Annotated in this window: 25 protein-coding genes; 24 read left to right on the forward strand and 1 reads right to left on the reverse strand. The window is 42.4% G+C overall.

Annotation, left to right across the window (positions count from 1 at the left end):
* The first annotated feature begins 160 nt into the window (after window positions 1-160).
* Window positions 161-1,600, forward strand: coding sequence for a sigma-54 dependent transcriptional regulator (locus tag L1D51_RS04775; protein WP_055020699.1), 1,440 nt, complete (start codon window positions 161-163; stop codon window positions 1,598-1,600).
* Window positions 1,601-1,633: 33 nt separating this feature from the next.
* On the opposite strand, the gene L1D51_RS04780 is transcribed toward L1D51_RS04775, so the two are convergent.
* Window positions 1,634-2,221, reverse strand: coding sequence for a DNA-3-methyladenine glycosylase I (locus L1D51_RS04780; RefSeq protein WP_239962939.1), 588 nt, complete (start codon window positions 2,219-2,221; stop codon window positions 1,634-1,636).
* Between the two features lie 127 nt (window positions 2,222-2,348).
* Here L1D51_RS04780 and L1D51_RS04785 point away from each other — a divergent pair, with 127 nt between their 5' ends.
* From L1D51_RS04785 to L1D51_RS04895, 23 genes are all read left to right on the forward strand, one after another.
* Window positions 2,349-3,461, forward strand: coding sequence for a sensor histidine kinase (locus L1D51_RS04785; RefSeq protein ID WP_054562185.1), 1,113 nt, complete (start codon window positions 2,349-2,351; stop codon window positions 3,459-3,461).
* Entirely contained in the window at window positions 3,458-4,861 is a 1,404-nt protein-coding gene (locus L1D51_RS04790) for a sigma-54-dependent transcriptional regulator (RefSeq protein WP_054562184.1), read from the forward strand. The genes L1D51_RS04785 and L1D51_RS04790 overlap by 4 nt, the downstream gene beginning before the upstream one ends.
* 170 nt (window positions 4,862-5,031) lie before the next feature.
* Complete coding sequence (gene fliE, locus L1D51_RS04795; RefSeq protein WP_054562183.1) at window positions 5,032-5,364, forward strand: flagellar hook-basal body complex protein FliE; 333 nt, start codon at window positions 5,032-5,034, stop codon at window positions 5,362-5,364.
* Between the two features lie 20 nt (window positions 5,365-5,384).
* Window positions 5,385-7,100 (forward strand): flagellar basal-body MS-ring/collar protein FliF, encoded by a 1,716-nt coding sequence (fliF, locus tag L1D51_RS04800; protein ID WP_054562182.1) that lies wholly within the window; start codon window positions 5,385-5,387, stop codon window positions 7,098-7,100.
* Entirely contained in the window at window positions 7,093-8,133 is a 1,041-nt protein-coding gene (fliG, locus tag L1D51_RS04805) for a flagellar motor switch protein FliG (RefSeq protein ID WP_054553274.1), read from the forward strand. Before fliF ends, fliG begins: the two co-directional genes overlap by 8 nt.
* A gap of 3 nt (window positions 8,134-8,136) precedes the next feature.
* Window positions 8,137-8,955: a flagellar assembly protein FliH gene (fliH, locus tag L1D51_RS04810; RefSeq protein ID WP_054562181.1), complete on the forward strand. Its 819-nt coding sequence runs from the start codon at window positions 8,137-8,139 to the stop codon at window positions 8,953-8,955.
* Window positions 8,956-8,972: 17 nt separating this feature from the next.
* Complete coding sequence (gene fliI / locus L1D51_RS04815) at window positions 8,973-10,307, forward strand: flagellar protein export ATPase FliI (protein ID WP_055020702.1); 1,335 nt, start codon at window positions 8,973-8,975, stop codon at window positions 10,305-10,307.
* A complete protein-coding gene (gene fliJ / locus L1D51_RS04820; protein WP_239962941.1) occupies window positions 10,307-10,762 on the forward strand; it encodes a flagellar export protein FliJ in 456 nt (151 codons plus the stop codon). Before fliI ends, fliJ begins: the two co-directional genes overlap by 1 nt.
* A gap of 100 nt (window positions 10,763-10,862) precedes the next feature.
* Window positions 10,863-13,301 (forward strand): flagellar hook-length control protein FliK, encoded by a 2,439-nt coding sequence (locus L1D51_RS04825; protein WP_239962943.1) that lies wholly within the window; start codon window positions 10,863-10,865, stop codon window positions 13,299-13,301.
* A 72-nt stretch (window positions 13,302-13,373) separates the two neighbouring features.
* Entirely contained in the window at window positions 13,374-13,895 is a 522-nt protein-coding gene (fliL, locus tag L1D51_RS04830; protein ID WP_054562177.1) for a flagellar basal body-associated protein FliL, read from the forward strand.
* A gap of 9 nt (window positions 13,896-13,904) precedes the next feature.
* Window positions 13,905-14,996: a flagellar motor switch protein FliM gene (gene fliM / locus L1D51_RS04835; RefSeq protein ID WP_054553268.1), complete on the forward strand. Its 1,092-nt coding sequence runs from the start codon at window positions 13,905-13,907 to the stop codon at window positions 14,994-14,996.
* 22 nt (window positions 14,997-15,018) lie between these two features.
* Window positions 15,019-15,420 carry a flagellar motor switch protein FliN gene (gene fliN, locus L1D51_RS04840; protein ID WP_054553267.1) on the forward strand — a complete coding sequence of 134 codons (402 nt, stop codon included), beginning with the start codon at window positions 15,019-15,021 and terminating at the stop codon, window positions 15,418-15,420.
* Window positions 15,417-15,800: a flagellar biosynthetic protein FliO gene (gene fliO / locus L1D51_RS04845; protein ID WP_054553266.1), complete on the forward strand. Its 384-nt coding sequence runs from the start codon at window positions 15,417-15,419 to the stop codon at window positions 15,798-15,800. The genes fliN and fliO overlap by 4 nt, the downstream gene beginning before the upstream one ends.
* Window positions 15,801-15,804: 4 nt before the next feature.
* Entirely contained in the window at window positions 15,805-16,545 is a 741-nt protein-coding gene (fliP, locus tag L1D51_RS04850; protein ID WP_054553265.1) for a flagellar type III secretion system pore protein FliP, read from the forward strand.
* Window positions 16,546-16,585: 40 nt separating this feature from the next.
* Window positions 16,586-16,855 (forward strand): flagellar biosynthesis protein FliQ, encoded by a 270-nt coding sequence (gene fliQ / locus L1D51_RS04855; RefSeq protein ID WP_054553264.1) that lies wholly within the window; start codon window positions 16,586-16,588, stop codon window positions 16,853-16,855.
* Window positions 16,856-17,635: a flagellar biosynthetic protein FliR gene (gene fliR, locus L1D51_RS04860; RefSeq protein WP_054553263.1), complete on the forward strand. Its 780-nt coding sequence runs from the start codon at window positions 16,856-16,858 to the stop codon at window positions 17,633-17,635.
* A 9-nt stretch (window positions 17,636-17,644) separates the two neighbouring features.
* Window positions 17,645-18,775: a flagellar biosynthesis protein FlhB gene (gene flhB / locus L1D51_RS04865; RefSeq protein ID WP_054562176.1), complete on the forward strand. Its 1,131-nt coding sequence runs from the start codon at window positions 17,645-17,647 to the stop codon at window positions 18,773-18,775.
* 71 nt (window positions 18,776-18,846) lie between these two features.
* Complete coding sequence (flhA, locus tag L1D51_RS04870) at window positions 18,847-20,958, forward strand: flagellar biosynthesis protein FlhA (protein WP_054562175.1); 2,112 nt, start codon at window positions 18,847-18,849, stop codon at window positions 20,956-20,958.
* A gap of 20 nt (window positions 20,959-20,978) precedes the next feature.
* Entirely contained in the window at window positions 20,979-22,475 is a 1,497-nt protein-coding gene (flhF, locus tag L1D51_RS04875; protein ID WP_239962945.1) for a flagellar biosynthesis GTPase FlhF, read from the forward strand.
* Window positions 22,468-23,328: a MinD/ParA family ATP-binding protein gene (locus L1D51_RS04880; RefSeq protein ID WP_054553259.1), complete on the forward strand. Its 861-nt coding sequence runs from the start codon at window positions 22,468-22,470 to the stop codon at window positions 23,326-23,328. The genes flhF and L1D51_RS04880 overlap by 8 nt, the downstream gene beginning before the upstream one ends.
* A 26-nt stretch (window positions 23,329-23,354) precedes the next feature.
* A complete protein-coding gene (locus L1D51_RS04885; protein ID WP_054562345.1) occupies window positions 23,355-24,065 on the forward strand; it encodes an RNA polymerase sigma factor FliA in 711 nt (236 codons plus the stop codon).
* A 40-nt stretch (window positions 24,066-24,105) separates the two neighbouring features.
* Window positions 24,106-24,489, forward strand: a complete 384-nt coding sequence (gene cheY, locus L1D51_RS04890; RefSeq protein ID WP_016708035.1) for a chemotaxis response regulator CheY — start codon at window positions 24,106-24,108, stop codon at window positions 24,487-24,489.
* A 17-nt stretch (window positions 24,490-24,506) separates the two neighbouring features.
* On the forward strand, window positions 24,507-25,274 hold the full coding sequence (locus tag L1D51_RS04895) for a protein phosphatase CheZ (RefSeq protein ID WP_054562173.1): 768 nt from the start codon (window positions 24,507-24,509) through the stop codon (window positions 25,272-25,274).
* Window positions 25,275-25,283: the final 9 nt, after the last annotated feature.

Here is a 25,283-nt window from a genome sequence, read left to right on the forward strand (position 1 = left end):
ATATTAGGTTTACTTTAATTCTTTAGTATTAAATTTTAGTGCTAAGTGACTATTTTTTGGCGTTGATGTCAATAAATTGCCGCTTAGCGCTTGCATCCCTCCTAAACTCGCTTACAATTTAGAAATTAACTAACCTCGTGGTAACTGTGGTTCGCCAATAATGATCTTAATTTTAGACAATAATAATAATCGTGCGATAGGTTTACATGCAGCACTAACCTTCATTGGTGAAACTGCACAATTAGTTGATGAGACTTCATTACAGTCTTTTTGTGAAAAACATCAACAGCAAGAATGCATGGTCATTCTTGGTGCTTTACAGCAGCTAAATCACGAGGCTGTGATCAAACAGTTTCCAGCCATTCCGTTTTTATTAATTGGTGAAACACTCAAACCGTTACTAAGCATTGCTAATGTAGTTGGTTTAATTTGTGAGCCGTTTAACCATGATGTAACTACCCAGCTATTGCATGATTGTCAGCAATATCAGCGCATGCTACCGGGTGACCATAAACAAGCTAAATCTAACAAATCGTTTGATGGTTTAGTCGGTGAAACCGAAGCTGTAAAAGATGTGCGCTTTTTAATTGAACAAGTAGCAAAAACCGATGCCAATGTACTGATCTTAGGTGAGTCAGGCACAGGTAAAGAAGTTGTTGCACGTAACGTTCATTTACTCTCTAAACGCAATACCGGGCCATTTGTGCCGGTAAACTGTGGTGCTATCCCAGGCGAGCTTCTTGAAAGTGAGCTATTTGGCCATGAAAAGGGTGCTTTTACGGGGGCTATTTCTGCACGAAAAGGGCGTTTTGAATTAGCGCAAGGCGGCACGCTGTTTCTAGATGAAATTGGTGATATGCCTTTGCAAATGCAGGTTAAACTACTGCGTGTGTTGCAAGAGCGTAGCTATGAGCGAGTAGGGGGTACTAAGCCTATTCAAGCGGATGTACGCATTATTGCTGCAACTCACCGCAATCTTGAAGAGATGATTGAGCAGGGCGACTTCCGTGAAGACCTTTTTTATCGCTTAAACGTGTTTCCAATTGAAAATCCTTCGCTTAGTGAGCGTGCTGACGACATTCCTCTGCTTTTAAAAGAGTTAATGCGTCGTGTGAACGAGCAAAGTGGCACAACGGCCAAATTTACTGAGCGTGCGATTCAAAGCTTAAAAGAGCATGCGTGGCCGGGGAATATTCGTGAACTTGCTAACTTAGTTGAACGCATGGTGATCATGTTCCCTGATAAAGTAGTTGATGTGCCAGACCTTCCAGCTAAATATCGTTATATTGAAGTTGAGGCTTATGAGCCTGAGTATCCAGAAGAGTTGATGGAGCGAGATGCTTTCAACGATATTTTCAGTACAGGCTTTAGTGATTATGATGATGAAGAACCTGATGTACCAGCAACAACGGTTGACTCAGGTTTACTACCAGATGAAGGAATTGAGCTCAAAGAGTATCTTGCTGAGCTAGAAATTAGCTTAATCAGCCAAGCATTAGAGCGCTATGATTACGTTGTTGCACGAGCTGCAGAAATTTTAGGTGTTAGGCGCACCACACTGGTCGAAAAAATGAAGAAATACAACCTAACGCGCGACTAAGCCGCGTTAGGTTTCTTCCTCGGTTATATCTCTTTAATATTCACTAATTATCTCAGCTTTTCTAAAGCAATCATTGCTATGGTCATTTACCATGCCACAGGCCTGCATGTGGGCATACACCGTAGTAGGGCCTAAAAACTTAAAACCGTGCTTTTTTAAATCTTTGGCGAATGCTGTTGAGATTTCAGTAATAGCCGGGTAATCCTCTAATTTATCAAGATCGTTTACCAACGGTTTGCCACCAACAAACTGCCATTGGTAATTTGAGAAACTGCCAAACTCTTTTTGAATCTCAATAAAACGTTGCGCGTTATTAATAGTGGCGGCGATTTTAGCGCGATTACGAATAATACCTTCAAACTGCATTAACCTTTCGACGTCGTCTTCGGTCATTTTGGCAACCTCTTCGACAACAAAGTTTTTGAAGGCACTGCGATAGCCATCACGCTTTTTAAGTATGGTATACCAACTCAGTCCCGCTTGTGCTGACTCTAAGGTTATAAATTCAAATAAGCGGTGATCATCATATAATGGCACCCCCCATTCTTGGTCATGATAGGCCACATAATCTTCTTTGCTGGTATCGAGCCACGGGCAACGACAATGGTGTTCTTTTTGCATTATTCCCTCGCGATTGTCATTTTTTTGTCAGTGTTATTTTGTCTTTAATTTATTGAAATAAAACAAAAATAAATTTGGTACGGATTGTGCATTTAGCTAGGTAGACACGATTTTTTGAGTATCGATTATGGCCTTAGCAAATGTCCTAAAACCACAATTTATCACAGCCAAACAATATAACCCATGCTTACAACAAGAAGAGTATGTGGGTGAGTTGAGTGAGCTGCGCCAACAAGCCAGTTGGTTAGGTCATTTGGTTGATACCATGCCTGCGGGTGTGGTGGTTTTAGATGGCCGAGGCATGATCGCAAAAGCCAATCAAATTGCCATTGATATGCTAGGTGAGCCCCTTGAAGGTGAAAAGTGGTTTAGCGTAATTCAACGCTCATTTCGACCACAGCAAGACGATGGACATGAAGTATCACTTAAGGATGGCCGTTTAATAAAGCTTGATATTACTGCGCTTGCTCCAGAGCCAGGGCAGTTAATTTTAATGACAGATTTAACTGAAACCAGGCGATTACAAAAGCGAGTAGCACATATGCAGCGCTTAAGTGCGCTTGGCAAAATGGTCGCTTCGCTTGCTCATCAAGTCAGAACACCGTTATCTGCGGCCATGCTTTATGCTGCCAATTTAGGCTCAAAGCGATTGCCAGAAAGCTCGCGTGGCAACTTTCATACGAAGCTAATGTCGCGTTTAAAAGATTTAGAAACCCAAGTGAACGATATGCTGTTATTTGCCAAAAGTGGTGAGCAACAAGTGGTCGAAAGCGTTTCAATGCAACAGTTACTTAATGAAGTAAAAGCCGGTGCTGATGCTATGGTTGCACAAAATAACAGTGAACTTAGCGTGAACTTGCCTGAGCCAGATATTGAAATTATGGGTAATAAAACTGCTCTGGCGAGTGCTATTCAAAACCTGATCCACAATAGTATTCAAATTATTGGCTCTGAGGCTGTGGTAACCCTGAGTGCCGAACGTGACGAAACTAGCGAAAACTGCGTTCGTATCAGTGTCAGTGATAATGGCCCAGGTGTTGATTTACGTCATGCGAACAAATTATTCGAACCTTTTTACACTACCAAAAGCCAAGGCACGGGGCTTGGACTTGCAGTTGTAAGTTCAGTCGCCAATGCGCACCAAGGACGGGTTGAAGTGACTAATAATGCTCATGGGGGAGCATGTTTTAGTTTGATCTTGCCAATTAGTGCAGAACCAATGTCAGCGGAGGCAAAATGAATACTAACTCTATTTTAGTCGTTGAAGACGACGCAGGCTTACGAGAAGCACTGATTGATACCCTTGAAATGTCGGGTATTGATTGCGTTGCTGCAGATAGCGCCGAACAAGCGATGATCTTGCTTAAGCAAAATAGCTATTCATTGGTAGTTAGTGATGTGCAAATGGGCGCTATGAGTGGCCTTGACCTATTACGTAGCATTAAACTTAATTATCCTGAGCTGCCGGTATTAATGATGACAGCCTATGCCACCATTGATGATGCTGTAGAAGCAATGCGTTTAGGCGCGATTGATTATATGGCAAAACCGTTTGCACCAGAAGTGCTTCTTAATATGGTGAGTCGTTATTTGCCTGAAAAGGAAAAAGAAACCGATGGCCCAATCGTTGCCGATCCATCAAGTATTAAGCTATTAGAGCTCGCGAGCAAAGTTGCCCGCTCAGATGCCAGTGTCATGGTACTCGGCCCAAGTGGCTCGGGTAAAGAAGTCTTGGCTCGTTTTATCCACGATAAATCAAATCGTAGCGATGCTCCCTTTGTGGCTATTAACTGTGCTGCTATTCCTGAAAACATGCTTGAAGCAACCTTATTCGGTTACGAAAAAGGGGCGTTTACCGGCGCGATTCAAGCTTGCCCGGGTAAATTTGAGCAAGCTCAAGGTGGTACCATCTTACTAGATGAAATCACTGAGATGGATTTAGGCTTACAAGCTAAATTACTGCGTGTACTTCAAGAGCGCGAAGTAGAGCGCTTAGGCGGTCGTAAAACCATAGAGCTTGATGTTCGCGTTCTAGCTACAAGTAACCGAGATTTAAAAGAAGCAGTGAGCGAAAATCTATTTAGAGAAGATTTATATTATCGCTTAAATGTATTCCCGCTAATGTGGAAACCATTAGCCGAGCGTCCTGGCGACATTATTGTATTGGCTGAACATTTAATAGAGCGTCATTGCCTGAAAAGTAAAGAGCCTATCGCTCAACTAAGTGAGGGTGCGAAACAAAAGCTACTATCTCATGCTTGGCCAGGTAACGTACGAGAGCTTGATAACGTTATTCAACGGGCGTTGATATTATGCGATGGTAATAGTATTCATCAAGATGATGTCTTTATTGAAGAGTTGCTTACGGTTGATATCAAGCCAGTCGCTACGCCGCCACACAACGCACCGGTATATCAAGAACAGCCTGTTGAAGTTAATTTAGATACCGTGCCACAAGTGAGTGAGCAAGGTAATTACAAAGACGAGCTGAAAGACAAAGAGCATCGTATTATTTTAGAAACCTTAGCGCGTTGTAACGGTAAGCGTAAAGAGGTTGCAGAAACCTTAGGTATTAGTCCGCGCACGTTACGTTATAAACTGGCGCAAATGCGAGACTTGGGTATAGCCTTACCTGCATAAACTCCTTCCAAAAAGTTGCTCAAACAAGCTCACATTTTTGTGAGCTTGTTTGCTGTCAAAACTCTGACATGTGAAATTAATGATTCAAGCTATTGAATTTACTTGTTTTATTTTGTGGCACGGTTTGTGCTTTATCAGTGCATAAGTAAACTGCATTGTCAGAGAGTATTATGAAAGTTCAAAACAGCGCATTATTTCAAGAAATGCAAGCTATGGCTTCAGAAGTAGGCCGTAGTAACTCAATTAATAATTTACCAACACAAACTCAGCCAACATCGTCGGCACAGTTTGGTGATTTACTTACCAATGCACTTGATACAGTGAATGGCTTACAACAAGACGCTAAGCAAAAAGTAACAGCAATGGAAATGGGCGATCGCAGTGTTTCTTTAGCTGACGTAATGATTGCTTCGCAAAAATCATCAGTCGCTTTTGAAGCTACGGTGCAAGTTCGAAATAAACTTGTTGAAGCTTATAAAGAAATCATGAACATGCCTGTGTAACTAGGTAGTGGAGAATTATTGTGGCGCAATCTAATCAATCAACTGATCTAGCCTTAGCAGGCGGCGGTATCGACTCAACCGATACTGATGATCAACAAGAGCAAAAGTCAGGCTACCTAAGTGCCTTAAACGGTGTAGATGTTTTACGTCAGGTTACTTTAGTGATCGCTTTGGCAATCTGTTTGGCTATCGCAATTTTTATTATTATTTGGGCTCGTCAACCAGATATGCGTCCGCTTGGAAAAATGCCAACGGAAGAGCTTATTCAAACGCTGGACTTTTTAGACGCTCAAAAGATTGATTACGAACTTGATGGTAACGTCATCTCTGTTGAAGAAGGTGAATACCAAAACATCAAATTATTGATGGCTCGTGAAGGCCTAGAGCAAGCGCCAAGCTCAGGGACTGACATCATCATGCAAGACATGGGGTTTGGTGTTAGCCAACGCCTTGAACGTGAACGTTTAAAACATGGTCGTGAGCAACAGCTTGCACGTACCATCGAAGAGCTAAAAAATGTTACTCGCGCCAAAGTACTTTTAGCTATTCCAAAAGAAAACGTATTTGCTCGTCGCGAAAAACAACCTTCAGCGACGGTAGTGCTTACCTTAAAACGCGGTCGTACACTTGACGGTGAAGAAGTTGACTCAGTAGTTGATATTGTTGCCTCAGCAGTCCAAGGTTTATCGCCAGAGCGTGTTACTGTTACCGATCAAAATGGTCGCTTACTTAATTCAGGTTCACAAAACTCACTTGCTGCTCGCTCTCGTAAAGAGTATGAGATTGAACGTAAGCGTGAAGAAGAGTACTTAAATAAAATCGATAGCATCCTTATTCCAGTTGTAGGCTTAGGTAACTATACCGCGCAAGTCGATTTAAACATGGACTTTAGTGCAGTCGAAGAAACACAAAAACGTTATAACCCAGACTTACCCGCTGTGCGCAGTGAAACCACGTTCGAAGAAAACAACATCGGTGGTCTTGCAGTGGGCATTCCTGGTGCGCTAACGAATCAGCCGCCAGTTAACTCTAATATTCCAGAAATTGCAGGCCAAGGTGGAGCAGGCTCAGCAACGAACCCAAGTCGTTCGCATAAAGAAGCAACACGTAACTACGAGCTTGATACAACAATTTCGCATAAGCGTCAGCAAACCGGTGTTATTCGTCGTATCAGTGTTTCAGTTGCCGTTGATTATGTACCGCAGGTGGGTGAAAATGGTGAAACAACCATGGTTCCTCGCTCTGTAGAAGCATTGTCAAATATTCGTCGTTTATTACAAGGCGGTGTTGGTTTTGATATGCAGCGTGGTGATGCACTTGAGGTTGTCACAGTGCCATTTGTTCGTGAAGATGCTGGTGAAGCGATTGAAGTTCCACTTTGGGAGCAAGATTGGTTCATGAAGATGCTACGCTTAGCATTAGGTGCACTGGTTATCATCGTACTGATTGTCTTTGTAGTAAGACCTATGCTGAAACGTCTAATTTACCCAGACGATACACTAGAAGAATATGATGAAGATGCATTAAGTGCAGGTGTAGATATTGGTGATAGCACGCTAGATATGCTAAATAAAGACTTTGACTCTGCTGCTGTAGGATTCTCAAGTGATGGTACACTACAGCTGCCAGACTTACATGGCGATGAAGATTTACTCAAAGCAGTTCGTGCATTGGTTGCAAATGAACCAGAACTGTCTTCTCAAGTAGTGAAAGCGTGGTTAACAGAAGATGACTGATCAAGAACAAAAACAACTACCACCGGCGTTTGATGTTGATAAATTAGACGGTGTTGATAAGGCGGCAATCTTATTGCTGAGCTTATCAGAAGAAGATGCTGCGCAAATCCTTAAGCACTTAGAGCCAAAGCAAGTGCAAAAAGTGGGTATGGCAATGGCTGCGCTAGATGATTTATCGCAAGCGAAAATTAGCGCAGTCCATAATTTGTTTATTGAGCAAATTCAAAGCTTCAGTACCATAGGCTTCCAGTCTGAAGACTTTATCAAAAAAGCTCTTACAGCAGCGCTTGGTGAAGACAAGGCAGCAAGCCTTATTGACCAAATTGTTATGGGCTCAGGGGCGAAAGGTCTTGATTCATTGAAGTGGATGGATTCAAAGCAAGTGGCGAATATTATTCGCAACGAGCACCCGCAAATTCAAACCATTGTTTTATCGTATTTAGAGCCAGAGCAATCAGCGGAAATCTTGTCGCAATTCCCAGAAAAAGTGCGCTTAGATTTAACCATGCGTATTGCAAACCTTGAAGAAGTTCAACCAGCAGCATTGCAAGAGTTGAATGAAATCATGGAGAAACAGTTCGCAGGTCAAGCTGGTGCGCAAGCTGCGAAAATGGGTGGCTTGAAAGCGGCTGCTGATATCATGAACTACCTAGATACCAATGTTGAAGGTCAGTTAATGGATTCAATCCGTGAACACGATGAAGAGATGTCACAGCAAATCCAAGACCTTATGTTTGTCTTTGAGAACTTAATGGATGTTGAAGACCGTGGTATTCAAGCGATCCTTCGTGAAGTACAGCAAGATGTATTAATGAAAGCAATTAAAGGTACTGACGAAGCATTAAAAGAGAAGATTTTGGGTAATATGTCAAAACGTGCTGCTGAATTACTCGCTGATGATCTTGAGGCAATGGGCCCTGTTCGTATTAGTGAAGTAGAAGCGGCACAGAAAGAAATTCTTTCTACGGCACGTCGTTTAGCTGACTCAGGCGAAATTATGCTTGGTGGCGGTGGTGGTGAGGAGTTCCTGTAAGCCATGAGTAAGTCTTCATTTCATACAGGACGCCCAGTGCATGCCAGTGAAGCTGCCGATGAATTATTGGAAAACTGGCCAATTCCTGAAGTGACGCAAGATACAACAAAACTCGCTGGACGCTCAACGGCGTATGGCACGCCTTTAGCTGACTTATATCGTAAAGAGCAGCAAAAGCAGCAGGCCGAAGAGCAGCCAGAAGAGCCTGAAATTCCGTCCCTAACAATGGCTGAGCTTGAAAAGATCCGTCAAGATGCCTATGAAGAAGGGCTAAAGCAAGGTCATGAGCAAGGCTATATAGATGGTTTTGAAAAAGGCGCACATGAGGGAAAAGAAGCAGGTTTTAAAGAAGGTGTTGAGCTAGGTAAGGAGCAAGGGCAAGAAGAAATAAAGCCTATTTTAGAAGAGCAGCTGACCAACTTAAGAAGCTTACTTGATAGCCTTTCTCAACCATTATCTAAAGTCGATGAAAGTGCCGAAAAGCAGTTAGTGCAGTTAGCTGTTATGTTAACTGAAATTTTAGTTTACCAAGAAATTAAAACCTCACCTGAAGTCATTTTACATGCTTTGAAGCAAGCTATTGATGCGTTAGGTGAAGAGCAAGCTAAAGTACGTATTCACTTACACCCCGATGATATTACTTTAATTACTGAAAGTTATGGCGAACAAACTATCGCAGATAACCATTGGCAGTTAGTTGCAGAGCCGACTTTAGAACGTGGTGGCTGCGAAATTAAAACCCCGCAATCATCCCTCGACATGACAATAAAAACCCGCGTCAAAGAAACGTTGGAAAACTTTTTGCATAGCAGTGGTATCTAATACTTTTTAGGCTCATTATGAGTGCTCAATCAATGACTCTAAGCGAACGCTTACAGCGCTATGAAAAACATATCAAGGCCCCAAAACCAGCCGTTGCCGGTATTCTGACGCGTGTAGTTGGTTTAACGCTAGAAGCAAAAGGGCTTAGAGCACCTGTTGGCAGTCAATGTAAAATTGAAACCATTAACGGCTTTGTTGATGCTGAAGTCGTTGGTTTTAATGACCAAACACTTTACTTGATGCCAAATGATCACATCTCTGGCGTACTGCCTGGTGCACGAGTTATCCCAAAGCTAAATGAAACAGGACTGCCTGTTGGCATGAGTTTACTTGGCCGTGTAGTGGATGGCCTTGGTCGGCCACTTGATGGCTTGGGCGCCATTAATGCTGAGCATCACTTAAAGTTTGCGCAAAACTCAATTAACCCTCTTGCAAGACGACCAATCAGTCAACCTATGGACGTAGGTGTACGAGCCATCAACTCCGTTATTACCGTAGGTCAAGGGCAGCGTATGGGTCTGTTTGCAGGCTCTGGTGTCGGTAAATCAGTATTACTGGGTATGATGACTCGCGGCTCTGAAGCAGATGTAATTGTGGTAGGTCTTGTGGGTGAACGTGGTCGTGAGGTAAAAGAGTTCATTGAAGAAATTTTAGGTGTTGAAGGGCGTAAGCGCTCAGTGGTGGTTGCAGCTCCTGCGGATGCTTCACCATTAATGCGTTTAAAAGGCTGTGAAAGTGCAGTGACCATTGCGGAATACTTTCGCGATCAAGGTCTTAACGTATTGTTATTACTAGACTCCGTTACCCGTTATGCCATGGCGCAACGTGAAATCGCCTTAGCCGTTGGTGAGCCTCCAGCGACTAAGGGGTATCCGCCTTCAGTATTTGCTAAATTACCAGCGCTGGTGGAGCGTGCTGGTAATGGTGGTGAAGGGCAAGGTTCGATCACCGCGTTTTTCACTGTGCTTAGTGAAGGGGATGATATGCAAGATCCAATTGCTGACTCTGCTCGCGCTATATTAGATGGCCACATTGTTTTATCTCGAGATTTAGCTGACAGTGGTCATTATCCGGCTATTGATATCGAAAAATCGATTTCTCGTGTTATGCCACAGGTTGTATCTGAAGCGCATATGCAACAAGCTCGAGTGCTAAAACAAGTGTATTCAATGTATCAACAGAACAAAGATATGATCACACTAGGTGCGTACCAAAAAGGCACCGACCCTATGCTTGACCAAGCAATTAATATGATGCCACGTGTGAATCAATTCCTTCAGCAAGGCATGAAAGATGTGATCAGTTATGATGATGGTCTACAAGGTCTTGCACAGTTATTAGGACAAGGTTAATGGCTCAAAGTAAACTTGATTTATTGTTAAAGCTTGAGAGCGATAAAGAAGAATCTTTACGCATGGATTATTTAAAAGCCCAGCAGCACTTACAAAGTAATCAACAAAAACTGCAAGGGCTGAATAACTTTCGCATGGAGTATTCTCAGCAGTTGCATTTGAAAGGTCGCTCTGGTTTGTCTAGTGCTGGGTTTAGTCAATATCATGCCTTTATCGCAAAAATTGAAGAAGCGATACGCCAGCAAGCCAGCACAGTGAATACTGCAAAACAGGTTGTTACGCAGCGCAAAGCATTGTGGTTAAAACAGCAAGTGAAAGCAAAAGCAGTGGCGAAATTAATCGAAAAGCAAGCTGAAAAACACGCGATGAAAGTAGCTAAAGCGGAGCAAAAAATGCTGGATGAATTTGCTTCAAATCAGTTTTATCAACGTCAACTTAAAAACGCACTTCTCTAAAGCACTATCTTTTTTAGGCATGTTAATTGCATTTACCTAACCAGTAGCATTAATTTTGGCACTTGCGGCGGCAAATTGCCTCTTTAGTTTTAGGTGAATTATGGCGATCAGTGATATCAATTTGCAGGTTAAAACTGAGCAAGGTACTGGTTTTTCAGGCAAAGACTCAGAGTCTAGCGACAAAGCATCGGGCTTAAGTTTTTTAACTTCACTTACAGAAGCAAGTGAAGCGGCAAACGCGCAAGCAAATAGCACCCCTCAAACAAAAAGTGATGCAGATACTCATTCTGTTGATGAAACTAAAGCTGTCAGTATTTCTGAAGAGCCTAAATCAGATGCCAAATTAGGCGACGAAAACACAACTGCTGATGCTAAAGTTGCAACTGCTACCACGTCTACACAGCAGCAATCTAATACAAGTCCAGATATTCGTAATGCAGCTGTAACTAAAGAGCAAAGCGATGAACTTGCACTTGTAGAAGATGAAGAAAACTCACTGCTTTCGCAAATTAATGCAGCTCAAGCTATGAGTACACGTGTTAATAAATTGATTGAAAATAATGATTTTAGCCCGGTAGTTGTTGATAAAAAACCAACCCCAATCGATACCATCACACCTGTTATACCTTCACCGATGACAGACGTTGCACAAACCGATGATTCAAAAGCCGACGCGGAAGGCGACAATTCAATAGCAAGCTTATTACATAAGTCTAAAGTTGCGACTGCGGTAGATAGCCAGCTAAAAGCGATTGGCGATTTACCACCAAAAGATAGCGTGACTCCGATTGTTGATGGTCCATTAACAGACAAAGAAAAGCAGGGTGTTTCAGCTGTTAATACACCTGATACAAAACCTCAGGTAGCTAACTTTGCCAGTGCAACACAAGCAACTGACAACAAAGAATCCACCGTTGATGTAGACGCTCTGTTAAATAACGCTCAGAAACAGGCTGTGAATTCAGACGCTACAAAAACATCTGATGGCAAAGAACTTGGCGTAAATGAGGCAAGTAAAACTGTTTTAAATAAGGTGGTTGCAGATTTAAATAGCGATGCTCAAGTAGATACAAAAACAGCTGAAGTTAATTCAAAACAAACACAAAGCTACACTGACAAAACGGCAGCAAATTTCAGTGCTGAGCAAAGCATTGCTAAAAACATTGAAGCTGGCACGGCAAAAGTGCCAGACAAACCAGCTGACGCAGCTGCCAAAATTGATCAAGCCGTAACAGAAAAACCAGTTTTAGATAAACCAGTAACAGATAAGTCAATCGTTAGCTTGCTGGCCAAAGTACAAAGTGGCGATGGGCAGGCTGTAAGTGAGTTCGCTAAAGGTTTATCGCTAACCTCTGAGCAACAAAAGCAACTTGAGCAACAAATAAATCAACTTAAAGCTGATAATAAGCTCGGTGCTGATGAGGTGGCAACAATCAAGTCGCTATTGACTGATGTGAACAGTAGTAAGCCTACAACGCAAACTGCACAGAGTCCTGTATCACAACTTGCTGTAGAGCAAGACATTGCTGAAGAAAGCCAGGCAAAACAAGATGCTAAATTAGCTGACAATAAGGCTCTCGATAACAAATTACCTACAGGTGTAGAAAAGCAAATCACGGCGCTGACTAAGGATGAGCAGCAAGCATTGTTAAACAAAGTGAACACTCAGTTGCAAACGTTAACGCCGGGCACTGCTCAGTACGAAAAATTAGCTGCAGCTCAAACTGTGCTGACAGAGGCTATAAATGCCCCTGCAACAGCCAGTACTGCGATGCCAGTAACCGCAGCAACAGTTAATGTTGAAAATAATAAAGCGAAACAAAATAATACCGCGCAAATTACAGCCGATGTGACAAAAGTAGTTGCTAGTGAAGAAGTAACCACAGAGCTTGATACAAAAATTAATACAGAACGTACACAGGAAACTGTTACTGTGCGTGTAGCTCAATTATTTACCCAGCTAACGACTCAAGCAAATGCAACAACACAACCAGGTGCCTATGAAATGGCTCATCAGCAATATGAGCAAGCACTAGACGTACAAACACTGCATACACAAACAACTGCGCAAACTCAGACTCAATCTAAATCGGTGAATGTTGACCCTGGTGTAATGCAAGCGATTAATATCATAAAAAGTGATGCTGCAAAGATGCTTCAAGAGCGAGTTAGCGCGTTACTAAATATTAATAATAAAGAAGCTGAAATTCGCTTAGATCCGCCAGAAATGGGCAGTATGCAAATTCGTATACGTAGCGATGCGGAGCAAGCTCAAATTAATTTTGTTGTTCAAAATCAGCAGGCTAAAGAAGCTTTAGAGCAATCAATGCCACGCTTACGAGAAATGCTTGCACAGCAAGGTATTGAGCTTGGTGAAAGTAGTATTCAGCAGGGGAACCCTGAGCAACAACAAGAGCAGTCTGGGCAAGGGCAGCTTGCTGGAAATCAACAAGCTGAGGAGCAGCAGCCAGAAGTAACAGCACAAAGCGCAGAAACTTCTCGACAACAATCTTCATCATCAATAGATTACTATGCATAAGTCCTGCTATTATAAGAAATAAAATAGTTACAGCGCGATAAACAGCTTGCTGTAACTTTGAGGGAAGTGACAATGGCCGAAGAAGCAAATTTAGAAATAGAAGATACGGGTAAAGGCAAAAAGAAGCTGATTATCATCATTGCTGCTGTAGTGTTGATTGCTGGTGCTGCTGCGGGTTACTTTTTATTTATGGGCGATGATGCCCCTGAAGAAAGCCTAGCAGATGAAACCACAGTGACAGAGGCTGCTGCACCATCGAGCTCCGCACAGATTGGTTCGGCTCTGTATGTCGCAATGCCACGCCCATTTGTATTTAATGTACCCGGTGCTAGTCGCGACCGAATTGTACAAATAAAAGTTCAGCTACTTGTTCGCGGTGAAGTGAACGAAGAAACTGCCAAAAAGCATATTCCACTTATCGAAAGTACCTTACTTGGCGTTCTTTCAACAACGACCGCAGATGAATTAGGTACCAGTGAAGGTAAAGAGTCAGTACGTGTTGCTGCACTTGAAAAAGTACAATCAGCATTAAGTGATGTTGAAGGTAGCAAAGTGATAGAGCGGGTATTATTTACCGGCTTTGTGATGCAATAAGGGGTCAGCGTGAGCGATTTATTATCTCAAGACGAAATTGATGCGCTCTTACATGGCGTTGATGAAGTCGAAGAGGAAGATATTCACGAAGGTGATGACTTAGACAGTAATACCTTACAGTATGACTTCTCATCACAAGATCGTATTGTTCGGGGTCGTATGCCGACCTTGGAGATCGTGAATGAACGTTTTGCCCGTCATATGCGAATTAGCCTATTTAACATGATGCGCCGCACCGCTGAGGTGTCGATTAACGGCGTACAAATGATTAAATTTGGCGAATATATTCATACCTTATTCGTGCCAACTAGTTTGAACATGGTACGTTTTCGTCCGTTGAAGGGCACCGGCCTAATTACCATGGAAGCCCGATTAGTATTCATTTTGGTGGATAACTTTTTTGGTGGTGATGGCCGCTATCATGCAAAAATAGAAGGCCGTGAATTTACCCCAACAGAACGCCGTATTGTTCAAATGCTGCTTAAAATCATCTTCGAAGATTATAAAGAAGCATGGGCGCCGGTAATGGATGTGTCTTTTGAGTACCTTGACTCAGAAGTTAACCCAGCGATGGCTAACATCGTAAGTCCAACTGAAGTGGTTGTTATTAGCTCTTTCCATATTGAGCTAGATGGTGGTGGCGGTGATTTCCATATCGCATTACCTTATTCGATGCTTGAGCCAATCCGTGAATTACTCGATGCCGGTGTGCAATCAGACACTGAAGACACTGACTTACGTTGGAGTAAAGCATTACGTGATGAGATCATGGATGTTGAGGTCGATTTATCGACTCAATTGCTTGAGGTTGATCTAACGCTACAACAGATTATGGAGCTTAAAGCTGGCGATATTATCCCTGTTGAAATGCCAGAACATATCACCGTATTTGTAGAAGAATTGCCGACCTTCAGAGCGAAAATGGGCCGCTCTCGTGACAATGTGGCACTACAAATTAGTGAAAAAATTAAACGCCCTGAATCAGTTAAGTCAGAACTACATGTGTTCACAAAAGGTGGCAAAAAACTGGATTCAGATGCAGAATTAGCAGAACTAGAAGAAGATCTACATCTATCTGAAGGTGTAGATTTAGACTGGTAGTCGATTTATAAGGTTAAACATAATGAGTGATGATCAAGATACAATGGACGAATGGGCTGCGGCACTAGCCGAAGCTGAAGAAGCTGAGGGTGGCTCAGGCGATGCTGCTGTAGCGGAGCTTGATGAGTTAAAAGATGAAAGACATGAGCTGTCTGGCGACGAAAAACGTAAACTTGATACTATCTTGGACATTCCAGTTACTATTTCGATGGAAGTGGGTCGTTCAAAAATCAACATTCGTAACTTATTACAGCTTAACCAAGGTTCAGTGGTAGAACTAGACCGAGTCGCTGGTGAGCCACTTGATGTATTGGTTAATGGCACCCTGATTGCGCATGGTGAGGTGGTTGTCGTCAACGATAAGTTCGGTATTCGTTTAACTGACGTTATCAGCCAAGTTGAGCGTATTAAAAAGTTACGATGAATGCTTTAGTCGCTTTAACAAGTGCGTCGAGCACTGCATTTCCTACGGCATCACCGACGGCAGATTTACTGTCTATGGTGATGTCTTTGCTTTTAGTGCTGGTGGTTATTATTGCTTTGGCTTTTTTGGTTAAAAAACTAAATCCAAATCTTGCTAATAGTGATGAATTTAAAGTAGTGCGCAGTTTGCCTTTAGGTTCTCGTGAGCGCTTGATGGTCATTGAAATCGATAACGCTCAGCACCTAATTGGTGTGACCCCGCATAGTATTAACTACCTGCATAAACTAGAAACACCATTACAAGAAAAAGAACTGCCAGAACTTGCCAAAAAATTTGGTAAGTTACTGAACCCACAATCACCTTCAAATAAAAAGAATTAACGCTATGATCAAGTGGATACTTATTTTAGCAAGTGTGTTGTTTTTGCCGTCGGTTAACGCTGAAGGCATAGAAGCACTGACCATTACCACCAACCCTGATGGCTCTCAAGATTACTCCGTGACGCTACAAGTGTTAGCGATTATGACGGCGCTGAGTTTTATTCCAGCGGCGGTCATTATGATGACTTCATTTACACGGATTATTGTGGTTCTGGCGATATTACGCCAAGCAATAGGCTTACAACAAACTCCATCGAATCAAATTTTGTTAGGTATGTCGCTGTTTTTAAGTATTTTTATTATGGCGCCAATTTATCAGCAAGTGAATGAGCGCGCTATTGAGCCATACTTGAATGAACAAGTTACCTCAGTGCAAGCATTAGAACTTGCCAAAGAGCCAATGAAAGCGTTTATGCTCTCGCAAGTTCGTATAAAAGATTTAGAGACTTTTGCGAAAATAGCTGGTTATGAGCAATTAGATTCGCCAGAAGACACGCCGTTGATTGTATTGATCCCAGCGTTTGTTACCAGCGAATTGCAAACGGCCTTTATCATTGGTTTTATGTTTTTCATCCCATTTTTGATTGTGGATTTAGTCGTGGCCTCCGTATTAATGGCCATGGGTATGATGATGCTTTCGCCGATGATTGTATCTTTGCCGTTTAAGATTATGCTGTTTGTATTAGTAGACGGTTGGAGCCTTGTGATGGGCACGCTGGCGAAGAGCTTTGGGCTCGGGGTGTAACAATGCAATTCAAGACACATAATTAGGTAGGAGAGACAAAATGGAACCAGAAATTTTTGTCGATATACTCAGTGACGCGCTATTCTTAGTTATAAAGTTAGTGTCTGCAATCGTAGTACCTGGCTTATTAGTCGGTCTTGTAGTGGCAGTTTTCCAGGCGGCAACATCAATCAATGAGCAAACCTTAAGCTTTTTACCTCGTTTGCTGATTACCATAAGCGCACTTATTATCGGTGGTCACTGGTTCACGCAAGAGCTTATGGACTACTTCACTCGCTTAGTGATGTCGATACCGGAGATAGCAGGCTAAATGGAATTTCCATTTGCGGTTATTATTCAATGGCTCAGCGATTTTTTGCTGCCATTAGTGCGTATTAGCTCAATGATTATGATCATGGCAGGCCTTGGTGCGAAGAATGTACCAAGCCGAATTAAGCTTGGTTTAGCGGTAGTTGTAACCTTTGTTGCTGTGCCTATGCTGCCCCCTGCGACTTTTAATAACTTATTTTCGTTTGAGATGATCCTTGTGGTCATTCAGCAAATGCTTATTGGTGTGGCGATAGGCTTTGCTTCAGTACTATTATTAAATACCTTTGTTTTAGCAGGGCAAATACTCGCGATGCAAACTGGTCTTGGTTTTGCGTCCGTCGTTGATCCATCGAATGGTCTGAGTGTACCCGCTGTGGGTCAGTTTTACCTGATTTTGGCTACCTTACTGTTCTTTGTTTTTAATGGTCACTTAATGATGATCCAAATGGTCATTCATAGCTTTGAAGTATTACCAATTGATGGCAATTGGTGGGCGGTTGATCATTATTGGGATATCGTTACTTGGGGCGGTTGGATGTTCACCACAGCCTTGGTGCTTGCTTTAGCACCACTGACAGCTATGCTGGTTATTAACATGTCGTTTGGTGTGATGACCCGTGCGGCACCGCAGTTAAATATTTTTTCGATTGGTTTTCCGTTTACCTTAGTGGCTGGGCTCGTGATTATTTGGGCAACGCTAGGTAACTTCATGACTCAATTTGAGTTTCAGTGGTTAAAAATGGTTGAGTTAATGTGCAGCCTTGTTGGTTGTACACCTTAGGAGCACGCCATGGCTGAAGATTCAGGTCAAGAAAAAACCGAAGAACCCACGCAGAAAAAAATTGATGATGCCAAAAAGAAAGGTCAGGTTGCCCGCTCAAAAGAGCTAGGTACAATGTTTGTGCTTATCTTTTCAGCTATTTCCTTATTGTTGTATGGACCTGAAATTGGCAAAGGTCTTTATAATGTGATGGGGCGCTTATTAAGCCTTAACCGTAATGAAACCTACGACACCACTAAAATGTTTTCAGTGTGGGGAATTGTTGCGGATGCGTTGTTATTCCCTATGGCAATGTTTGTGTTGATCATCGTGATAGCCGCTTTTGTTGGGAATACTTTACTGGGGGGCTATAACTTTAGTTGGCAAGCGGCAGCACCAAAAGCAAGTAAGATGTCGCCGGCTAAAGGTATTAAGCGTATGCTTGGCCCTCAAGCAGGAGTAGAGCTAGTTAAGTCTATTTTAAAATTTGTAGTGGTTGCAGGTTTTGCGGTGTTCTTAATTAATACTTTCTTTGATGAAATACTGCACCTAAGCATTGAAAGCGCGCCCGGAAATTTTATCCATGCACTCGAAATCCTCTCTTGGATGTTCTTGGGGTTAACTTGTACGTTAATCATTATTGCAGCAATAGATTCTCCTTATCAAAGTCACAAACACCATAAACAGTTAAAAATGACCTTACAAGAGGTAAAAGACGAATTTAAAAACTCTGAGGGTGATCCGCAAATAAAAGCGCGTATTCGCCGTACTCAGCGTGAAATGTCGCAAAGGCGTATGATGCAAGACGTGCCTGATGCCGATGTGATTGTAACCAACCCGACGCACTACTCAGTCGCGCTTAAATACGATACAGCTAAAGCGGGTGCGCCAATTGTGCTTGCTAAAGGCGTGGACGAGCTTGCTATGCAAATTCGTAAAGTTGGTAAGGGTAATGACGTGCCAATTGTTGAATCACCGATGCTTACACGTGCACTGTATCACACCACCGATGTGGGCAATCAAATACCTGATCAGCTATTCACAGCCGTTGCGCAAGTGCTGGCTTATGTCTTCCAGTTAAAGCGCTTCCAAAAAGGGCGTGGAAAACGTCCTGTTCCACTTAATAAAAAGCTCCCAATACCCGATGCTTACAAATATTAGTAAGTAGTTATATAACTTGGAATAGTTATTGCAAATTCCGTGTAGTGTCAATATTTTGAAATTGTTGAATTATGGAATTTAAAGCGGTATTACAACAACTTAACAGAGATAAAAAAGAATATGCGAAGGGTATCGGCACGCCGTTAATGGTACTTGCTGCGCTGGGCATGGTGATTTTACCCCTGCCGCCATTTCTTTTAGATATTCTATTTTCGTTTAATATCGCGTTAGCACTGGTGGTGTTACTAGTTACTGTTTACACCATGAAACCACTTGAATTTGGTATGTTCCCTGCGGTTCTACTAATTGCAACCATCATGCGCTTAGCACTGAATGTCGCCAGTACCCGTGTGGTATTGCTAGAAGGTCATAATGGTGGAGATGCAGCCGGTAAAGTTATCGAGGCCTTTGGCTCGGTGGTTATCGGCGGTAACTATGCAGTTGGTTTAGTGGTCTTCCTGATTTTAATCATTATTAACTTTGTGGTTATCACCAAAGGTGCTGGCCGTATTTCTGAAGTATCAGCTCGCTTTACTCTTGACGCAATGCCTGGTAAACAAATGGCGATTGATGCTGACTTAAACGCCGGTTTCATCAGTGCAGAGCAAGCTCGTGAACGTCGTGAAGAAGTCACCCGCGAAGCCGATTTCTATGGTTCAATGGATGGTGCGAGTAAGTTCGTAAAAGGCGATGCAATAGCAGGTATCGTTATTCTAGTGATTAACATCGTTGGTGGCTTATTTGTTGGTATGATCCAACATGATTTATCGTTCAGCCGTGCGATGGAAGTATACACCTTACTAACCATTGGTGATGGTCTAGTTGCACAGCTACCTTCACTGTTACTGTCTATCGGTACCGCAATCGTTGTTACCCGTCAAAATGAATCGCACAATATGGGCGACCAAGTTAAGACTCAGCTAGGTAACGAAAAATCACTTTATATCGCATCAGGTATTTTAATCATCATGGGTATTGTGCCGGGTATGCCGCACATCGCATTTTTAAGCTTGGGTGCATTACTGGGTTACCTTGCTTATTTCACACAGCAACAAAAAGCCAAAGCAGAAGCCGAAAAAGCAGAGCAAGAGGCAAATGGTGGTGCACCAGGTACAGGCGTTGCCAATAAACAAGAACAAAAAGAACTGGGTTGGGATGACGTTCAGCAAGTTGATGTTATTGGCTTAGAAGTGGGGTATCGATTGATTCCACTTGTTGACCAATCTCAAGGTGGTGAACTGTTAAATCGTATTAAAGGTGTGCGTAAAAAACTGTCTCAGGAGCTTGGCTTCTTGGTACCTCCTGTGCACATTCGCGATAACTTAGAGCTCGACCCTAACGCTTACAGAATTACTATGATGGGTGTTTCAAGCGGTGAAGGTGAGCTTAAGCATGGTGATGAGTTAGCGATTAATCCAGGCCAAGTATTTGGTCCAATCAAAGGGGTTGCTACAAAAGATCCTGCATTTGGATTAGATGCGGTGTGGATCAAACCTGATCAAAAAGATGAAGCACAATCACTTGGCTATACCGTCGTTGATTCTGCAACTGTGGTTGCAACTCATATTAGCCAGTTACTTACTAACAGTGCTGCTTTACTACTTGGTCATGAAGAAGTACAAAACTTATTAGATATGTTAGCGAAGAGTCATCCACGTCTTGTTGAAGGACTGGTTCCTGACGTATTACCACTTACTACTATCGTAAAAGTGCTACAAAACTTACTTAATGAAGGGGTGGCAATTCGCGATATGCGCTCGATTGTACAAACTCTTGTTGAGTATGGTCCACGTAGCCAAGACCCTGATGTACTAACGGCTGCAGTGCGAATTTCACTGCGCAGATTGATCGTTCAAGACGCTGTTGGTATGTCTTCTGAGATCCCTGTCATAACCTTGGCGCCTGAGTTGGAACAGATGTTGCATCAGTCACTTCAGAATGCAGGTGACGAAGGTGCCGGAATAGAGCCAAGCCTTGCAGAGCGACTTCAACAATCATTGAATGAAGCGCATCAAAACCAAGAAATGGCCGGTGAACCTTCGATACTGTTAACGTCAGGAATGTTAAGAACTGTGTTATCTCGCTTCGTTAAGTACACCATCCCAGGTTTAAGGGTGATGTCTTACCAAGAGGTACCAGACGAAAGACAGATTAAGATTGTCAGCTCAGTAGGCCAACAATAGGATAGTAAAGGGGTTGAACCATGAAAATTAAACGTTTTTTTGCTAAAGATATGCGCACAGCACTGAAAGAAGTGAAAGATGAACTAGGTGTTGATGCGGTTATTATGTCGAACAAAAAGCTTGCTAACGGCGTTGAAATCGTTGCAGCTGTTGATTACGACAAAGCAGCCCCGAAAGCCGAAGCTAAACCAGCAGTGGCACAATCAGCAGTGGCACAATCAGCACCTGCTCCACAGCATAACTTTGTTAAACCTGAGCCAATGCGTGCTAAACCTGAGCCGCAAGCGAAAGTTGCTGATAGCCTACAAGCGTTACTTGAGCGTCAAGCCCCACGCCCTCGTTCGCCAGAGCTTGCGTCAATGTTTAGTCAATCTGGTATTGATACGAGTGAACACTATCAACCAAAAGAGCCAAGCTTTGAGCAGCAACAGCCTGAATATAAGCAAGCTCCTCGTTATCAACAGCAAGCAGCACCTCGTGTACAAACTCAAGCACATAGCTTAGGTTTTGATGACGACTTAGATTCTGGTTTTGATGATTTAGATTCACCAGCCGAGCACAAAAACTCAGCACCTGCGAATCAATCAGAAATGACGACCATGCGTGAAGAAATGAATGCGATTCGTCAATTACTTGAACACCAAGTATCTGGCTTAATGCAACAAGATATGGCACGCCGTGATCCGACTCGTGCATGTATGATTGACCGCTTAGCAGGTATGGGTATTGAACGTGATGTTGCAGAGCAAATGGCTTGTTTCATTCCTGACGACGTATCACGTCAACAAGCGTGGCAAGCACTTCTGCAAATGGTTGAAAACCAAATGCATACCACTAATAACGAAATTCTGCGTCAAGGCGGTGTATTTGCGTTAGTTGGTCCAACAGGCGTTGGTAAAACAACCACAGTTGCAAAATTAGCTGCACTGGGTGCACAAAAATATGGTGCTGATAAAGTGGCGTTGATCACCACTGATACCTACAGAATTGGTGCCTACGAACAATTGGCTACTTATGGTCGTATTATTGGCTGTGGTGTTAAGCAGGTAAAAGATGCGAATGAATTAGCTGAAGTGTTATACCATTTACGTAATAAGCGTCTAGTATTAATAGACACAGCGGGTATGAGCCAACGTGATTTACGTTTAACTGAGCAGTTAAATACCCTAATGCGTAATCAGCGTGTTGATATTCGTAGTTATTTAGTATTAAGTGCTACAGCACAGATAAATGTGTTGCAAGAAACCGTAAGACACTTTAAAAAGGTTCACCTAAGTGGCTGTATCTTCACTAAATTGGATGAATCTTTAAGTTTAGGTGAGATTATTAGCATAGCGATTCAAAATCGCCTGCCAATAGGGTATCTTACTAACGGTCAGCGCGTTCCTGAGGATATTCGCGTAGCGAATGCTGAAAAACTAGTGAAAAAAGCTGAACAATTGTATTTAAAACGAGCAAAAGCACAACATTCAAGACGTCAAGCAGTAGCGTCGAACACAGTAGGGATGTATGATTAACACAGTATTAGATCAAGCAAGCGGCCTGCGCAAAATGAATCAAAATAATAATAGTGGCGTTAAAGTTATCGCTGTTACTGGCGGTAAAGGTGGAGTGGGTAAAACCAACGTTTCACTCAATACCGCAATCGCATTAGGTCAGCAAGGAAATCGTGTATTAGTATTAGATGCCGATTTAGGTTTGGCAAACTGTGACGTAATGCTTGGCCTTCGTGTTGAACGTAATTTATCTCATGTTTTGTCAGGCGAGTGTGAGCTTGACGAAATTCTTGTTGAAGGCCCTGCGGGCATCAAAATTGTACCAGCGACGTCTGGTTCACAAAGTATGGTTGAATTAACGCCATCTGAGCATGCAGGCCTTATTCGCGCTTTTAGCGAGTTAAACACCGAGTTTGATATATTAATTGTTGATACCGCCGCAGGTATTTCTGACATGGTATTAAGCTTTTCTCGTGCAGCCCAAGACGTTGTTGTGGTTGTATGCGATGAACCTACCTCAATTACTGATGCTTACGCACTTATTAAAGTGCTTAGCCGTGAGCATGGCGTATATAAATTTAAAATTGTTGCCAATATGGTGCGCAGTTTGCGTGAAGGGCAAGAATTATTTGCTAAACTTTCAAAAGTAACGGATCGTTTTTTAGATGTTTCAATGGAGTTGGTAGCAACCATTCCTTATGACGAGAACATGCGTAAATCTACGCGACGTCAAAAGGTGATTGTTGAATTATTCCCGAACTCACCGGCAGCGGTGGCGTTTAAAACATTAGCAACAAAAGCAGTTAAGTGGCCGATCCCTAATCAACCGTCTGGCCATTTAGAATTTTTTATTGAAAAACTAGTAAACGGCTAACTATGACAACATCGGTGAATAAAGCGATGGGATATCAATCAGCACAGAATTTAAATGCGATTGTCGAAAAACATGCCTCTTTAGTCAAAAAAGTGGCGTGCCATCTAATTGCTCGTTTACCTGCCAGTGTGCAACTCGATGATTTAATTCAATCAGGCATGATAGGCCTAATTGAAGCGTCAAAAAACTTTGATGCTAGCAAAGGTGCTAGTTTCGAAACCTTCGCTGGAATTCGTATTCGTGGTGCGATGTTAGACGAAATTCGTAGAGGTGACTGGGCGCCACGCTCAGTTCACCGAAATGCCCGCCTTGTGGCTGAAACCATTTCCGAATTAGAAAGCACTTTAAATCGTGAGCCCAAAGATACTGAAGTCGCTGAAAAACTTGATATTACGCTAGATGAGTACCATCATATTCTACATGATGTAAATTCGAGTAAAGTATTAGGTATTGAAGATTTAGGTGTAGATGAAGACGTCATCACACCAGTAGGTCAGGATTTAGGACTAGACAAACCGTTTAATAACGTTAAAAATGAGCGGTTTAACCAGTCTCTATTAACGGCTATCCAATCGTTACCAGAAAGAGATGCTCTCGTTTTGTCTTTGTACTACAACGACGAAATGAACTTAAAAGAAATAGGACACATACTCGATGTTAGCGAGTCGCGTGTGAGTCAAATACATGGTCAGGCGATGATTAAGCTCAAAGCAAAAATCAATGACTGGATTAATTAGTAGTAAGTAAATAAAGGTTCAAACCTCACCGGAGGATGTTTTGGATAAAAACATGAAAATTCTTGTTGTTGATGATTTTTCTACAATGAGACGTATCATTAAAAATCTATTAAGGGATTTAGGTTTTACCAATGTGCAGGAAGCTGACGACGGTTCAACAGCATTGCCAATGCTACAAAATCAAGAATTTGATTTTGTTGTAACAGATTGGAACATGCCTGGTATGCAAGGTATTGATTTGTTACGTGCAATTCGTGCTGATGATAGCCTTAAGCATATTCCTGTATTAATGGTGACAGCTGAAGCGAAAAAAGAACAAATTGTTGCTGCTGCTCAAGCAGGTGTTAATGGCTATATCGTTAAACCATTCACTGCTGCGACACTTAAAACCAAATTGGAAAAAGTGTTTGAACGTTTAGGTTAATCTAAGGGGAGAGGCTTATGTCAGCACTTGCTGCGCCTCAAATAAGTTTAGAGCAAGCTCGTCAACTTGTTGAGTATCTTGAAAATGGTGAACAAGAAAAAGCAGATAAGCTCATTCTTGACGCTGCATCAAAAGAACAATCAGAGTTGTTTGCTGAAGTCGGCAAATTGACGCGTCAGCTTCATGAAGCGTTAAAAAACTTTGACCTAGATACTCGTCTCACTGATTTAACTACCGACGCGATCCCAGACGCTAAGCAGCGCTTAAATTATGTTATGGAAATGACAGAAAGCGCCGCCAATAAAACCATGGATGCGGTTGAAGCAAGTTTACCAATAGCGCAACAACTTGCTGATGAAATTGCCGCAATCAAACCTACGTGGGATCGTTTAATGAACCGAGAAATTGAACTCGGTGAATTTAAATCGTTATGTCATAGCTTAGATAAGTTCATGAATAACTCGCATACCAAAACCGATGAGCTCCAAGGTTTGATGACTAATGTGCTGATGGCGCAGGATTATCAGGATTTAACCGGACAAGTTATTCGCCGTGTTATTGAGTTGGTGCGAGAGGTAGAAGACAGTTTAATTAATCTCTTAACTGTGTTTGGCAGTCAAGAAGATGGTCATCAACAACAAGAAAAACAGGCCATAGAAAAAGCACCTGCAACAAGTGACACACTAGCAGGTCCTGAAGGGCCAATTATTGATAAAGAGTCTCGCGATGATGTTGTCTCAGGACAAGATGAAGTCGATGATCTATTATCAAGTCTGGGCTTCTAAGAGGAGAGT

This window comes from Pseudoalteromonas shioyasakiensis (assembly GCF_022398475.1).
Lineage (GTDB): Bacteria > Pseudomonadota > Gammaproteobacteria > Enterobacterales > Alteromonadaceae > Pseudoalteromonas.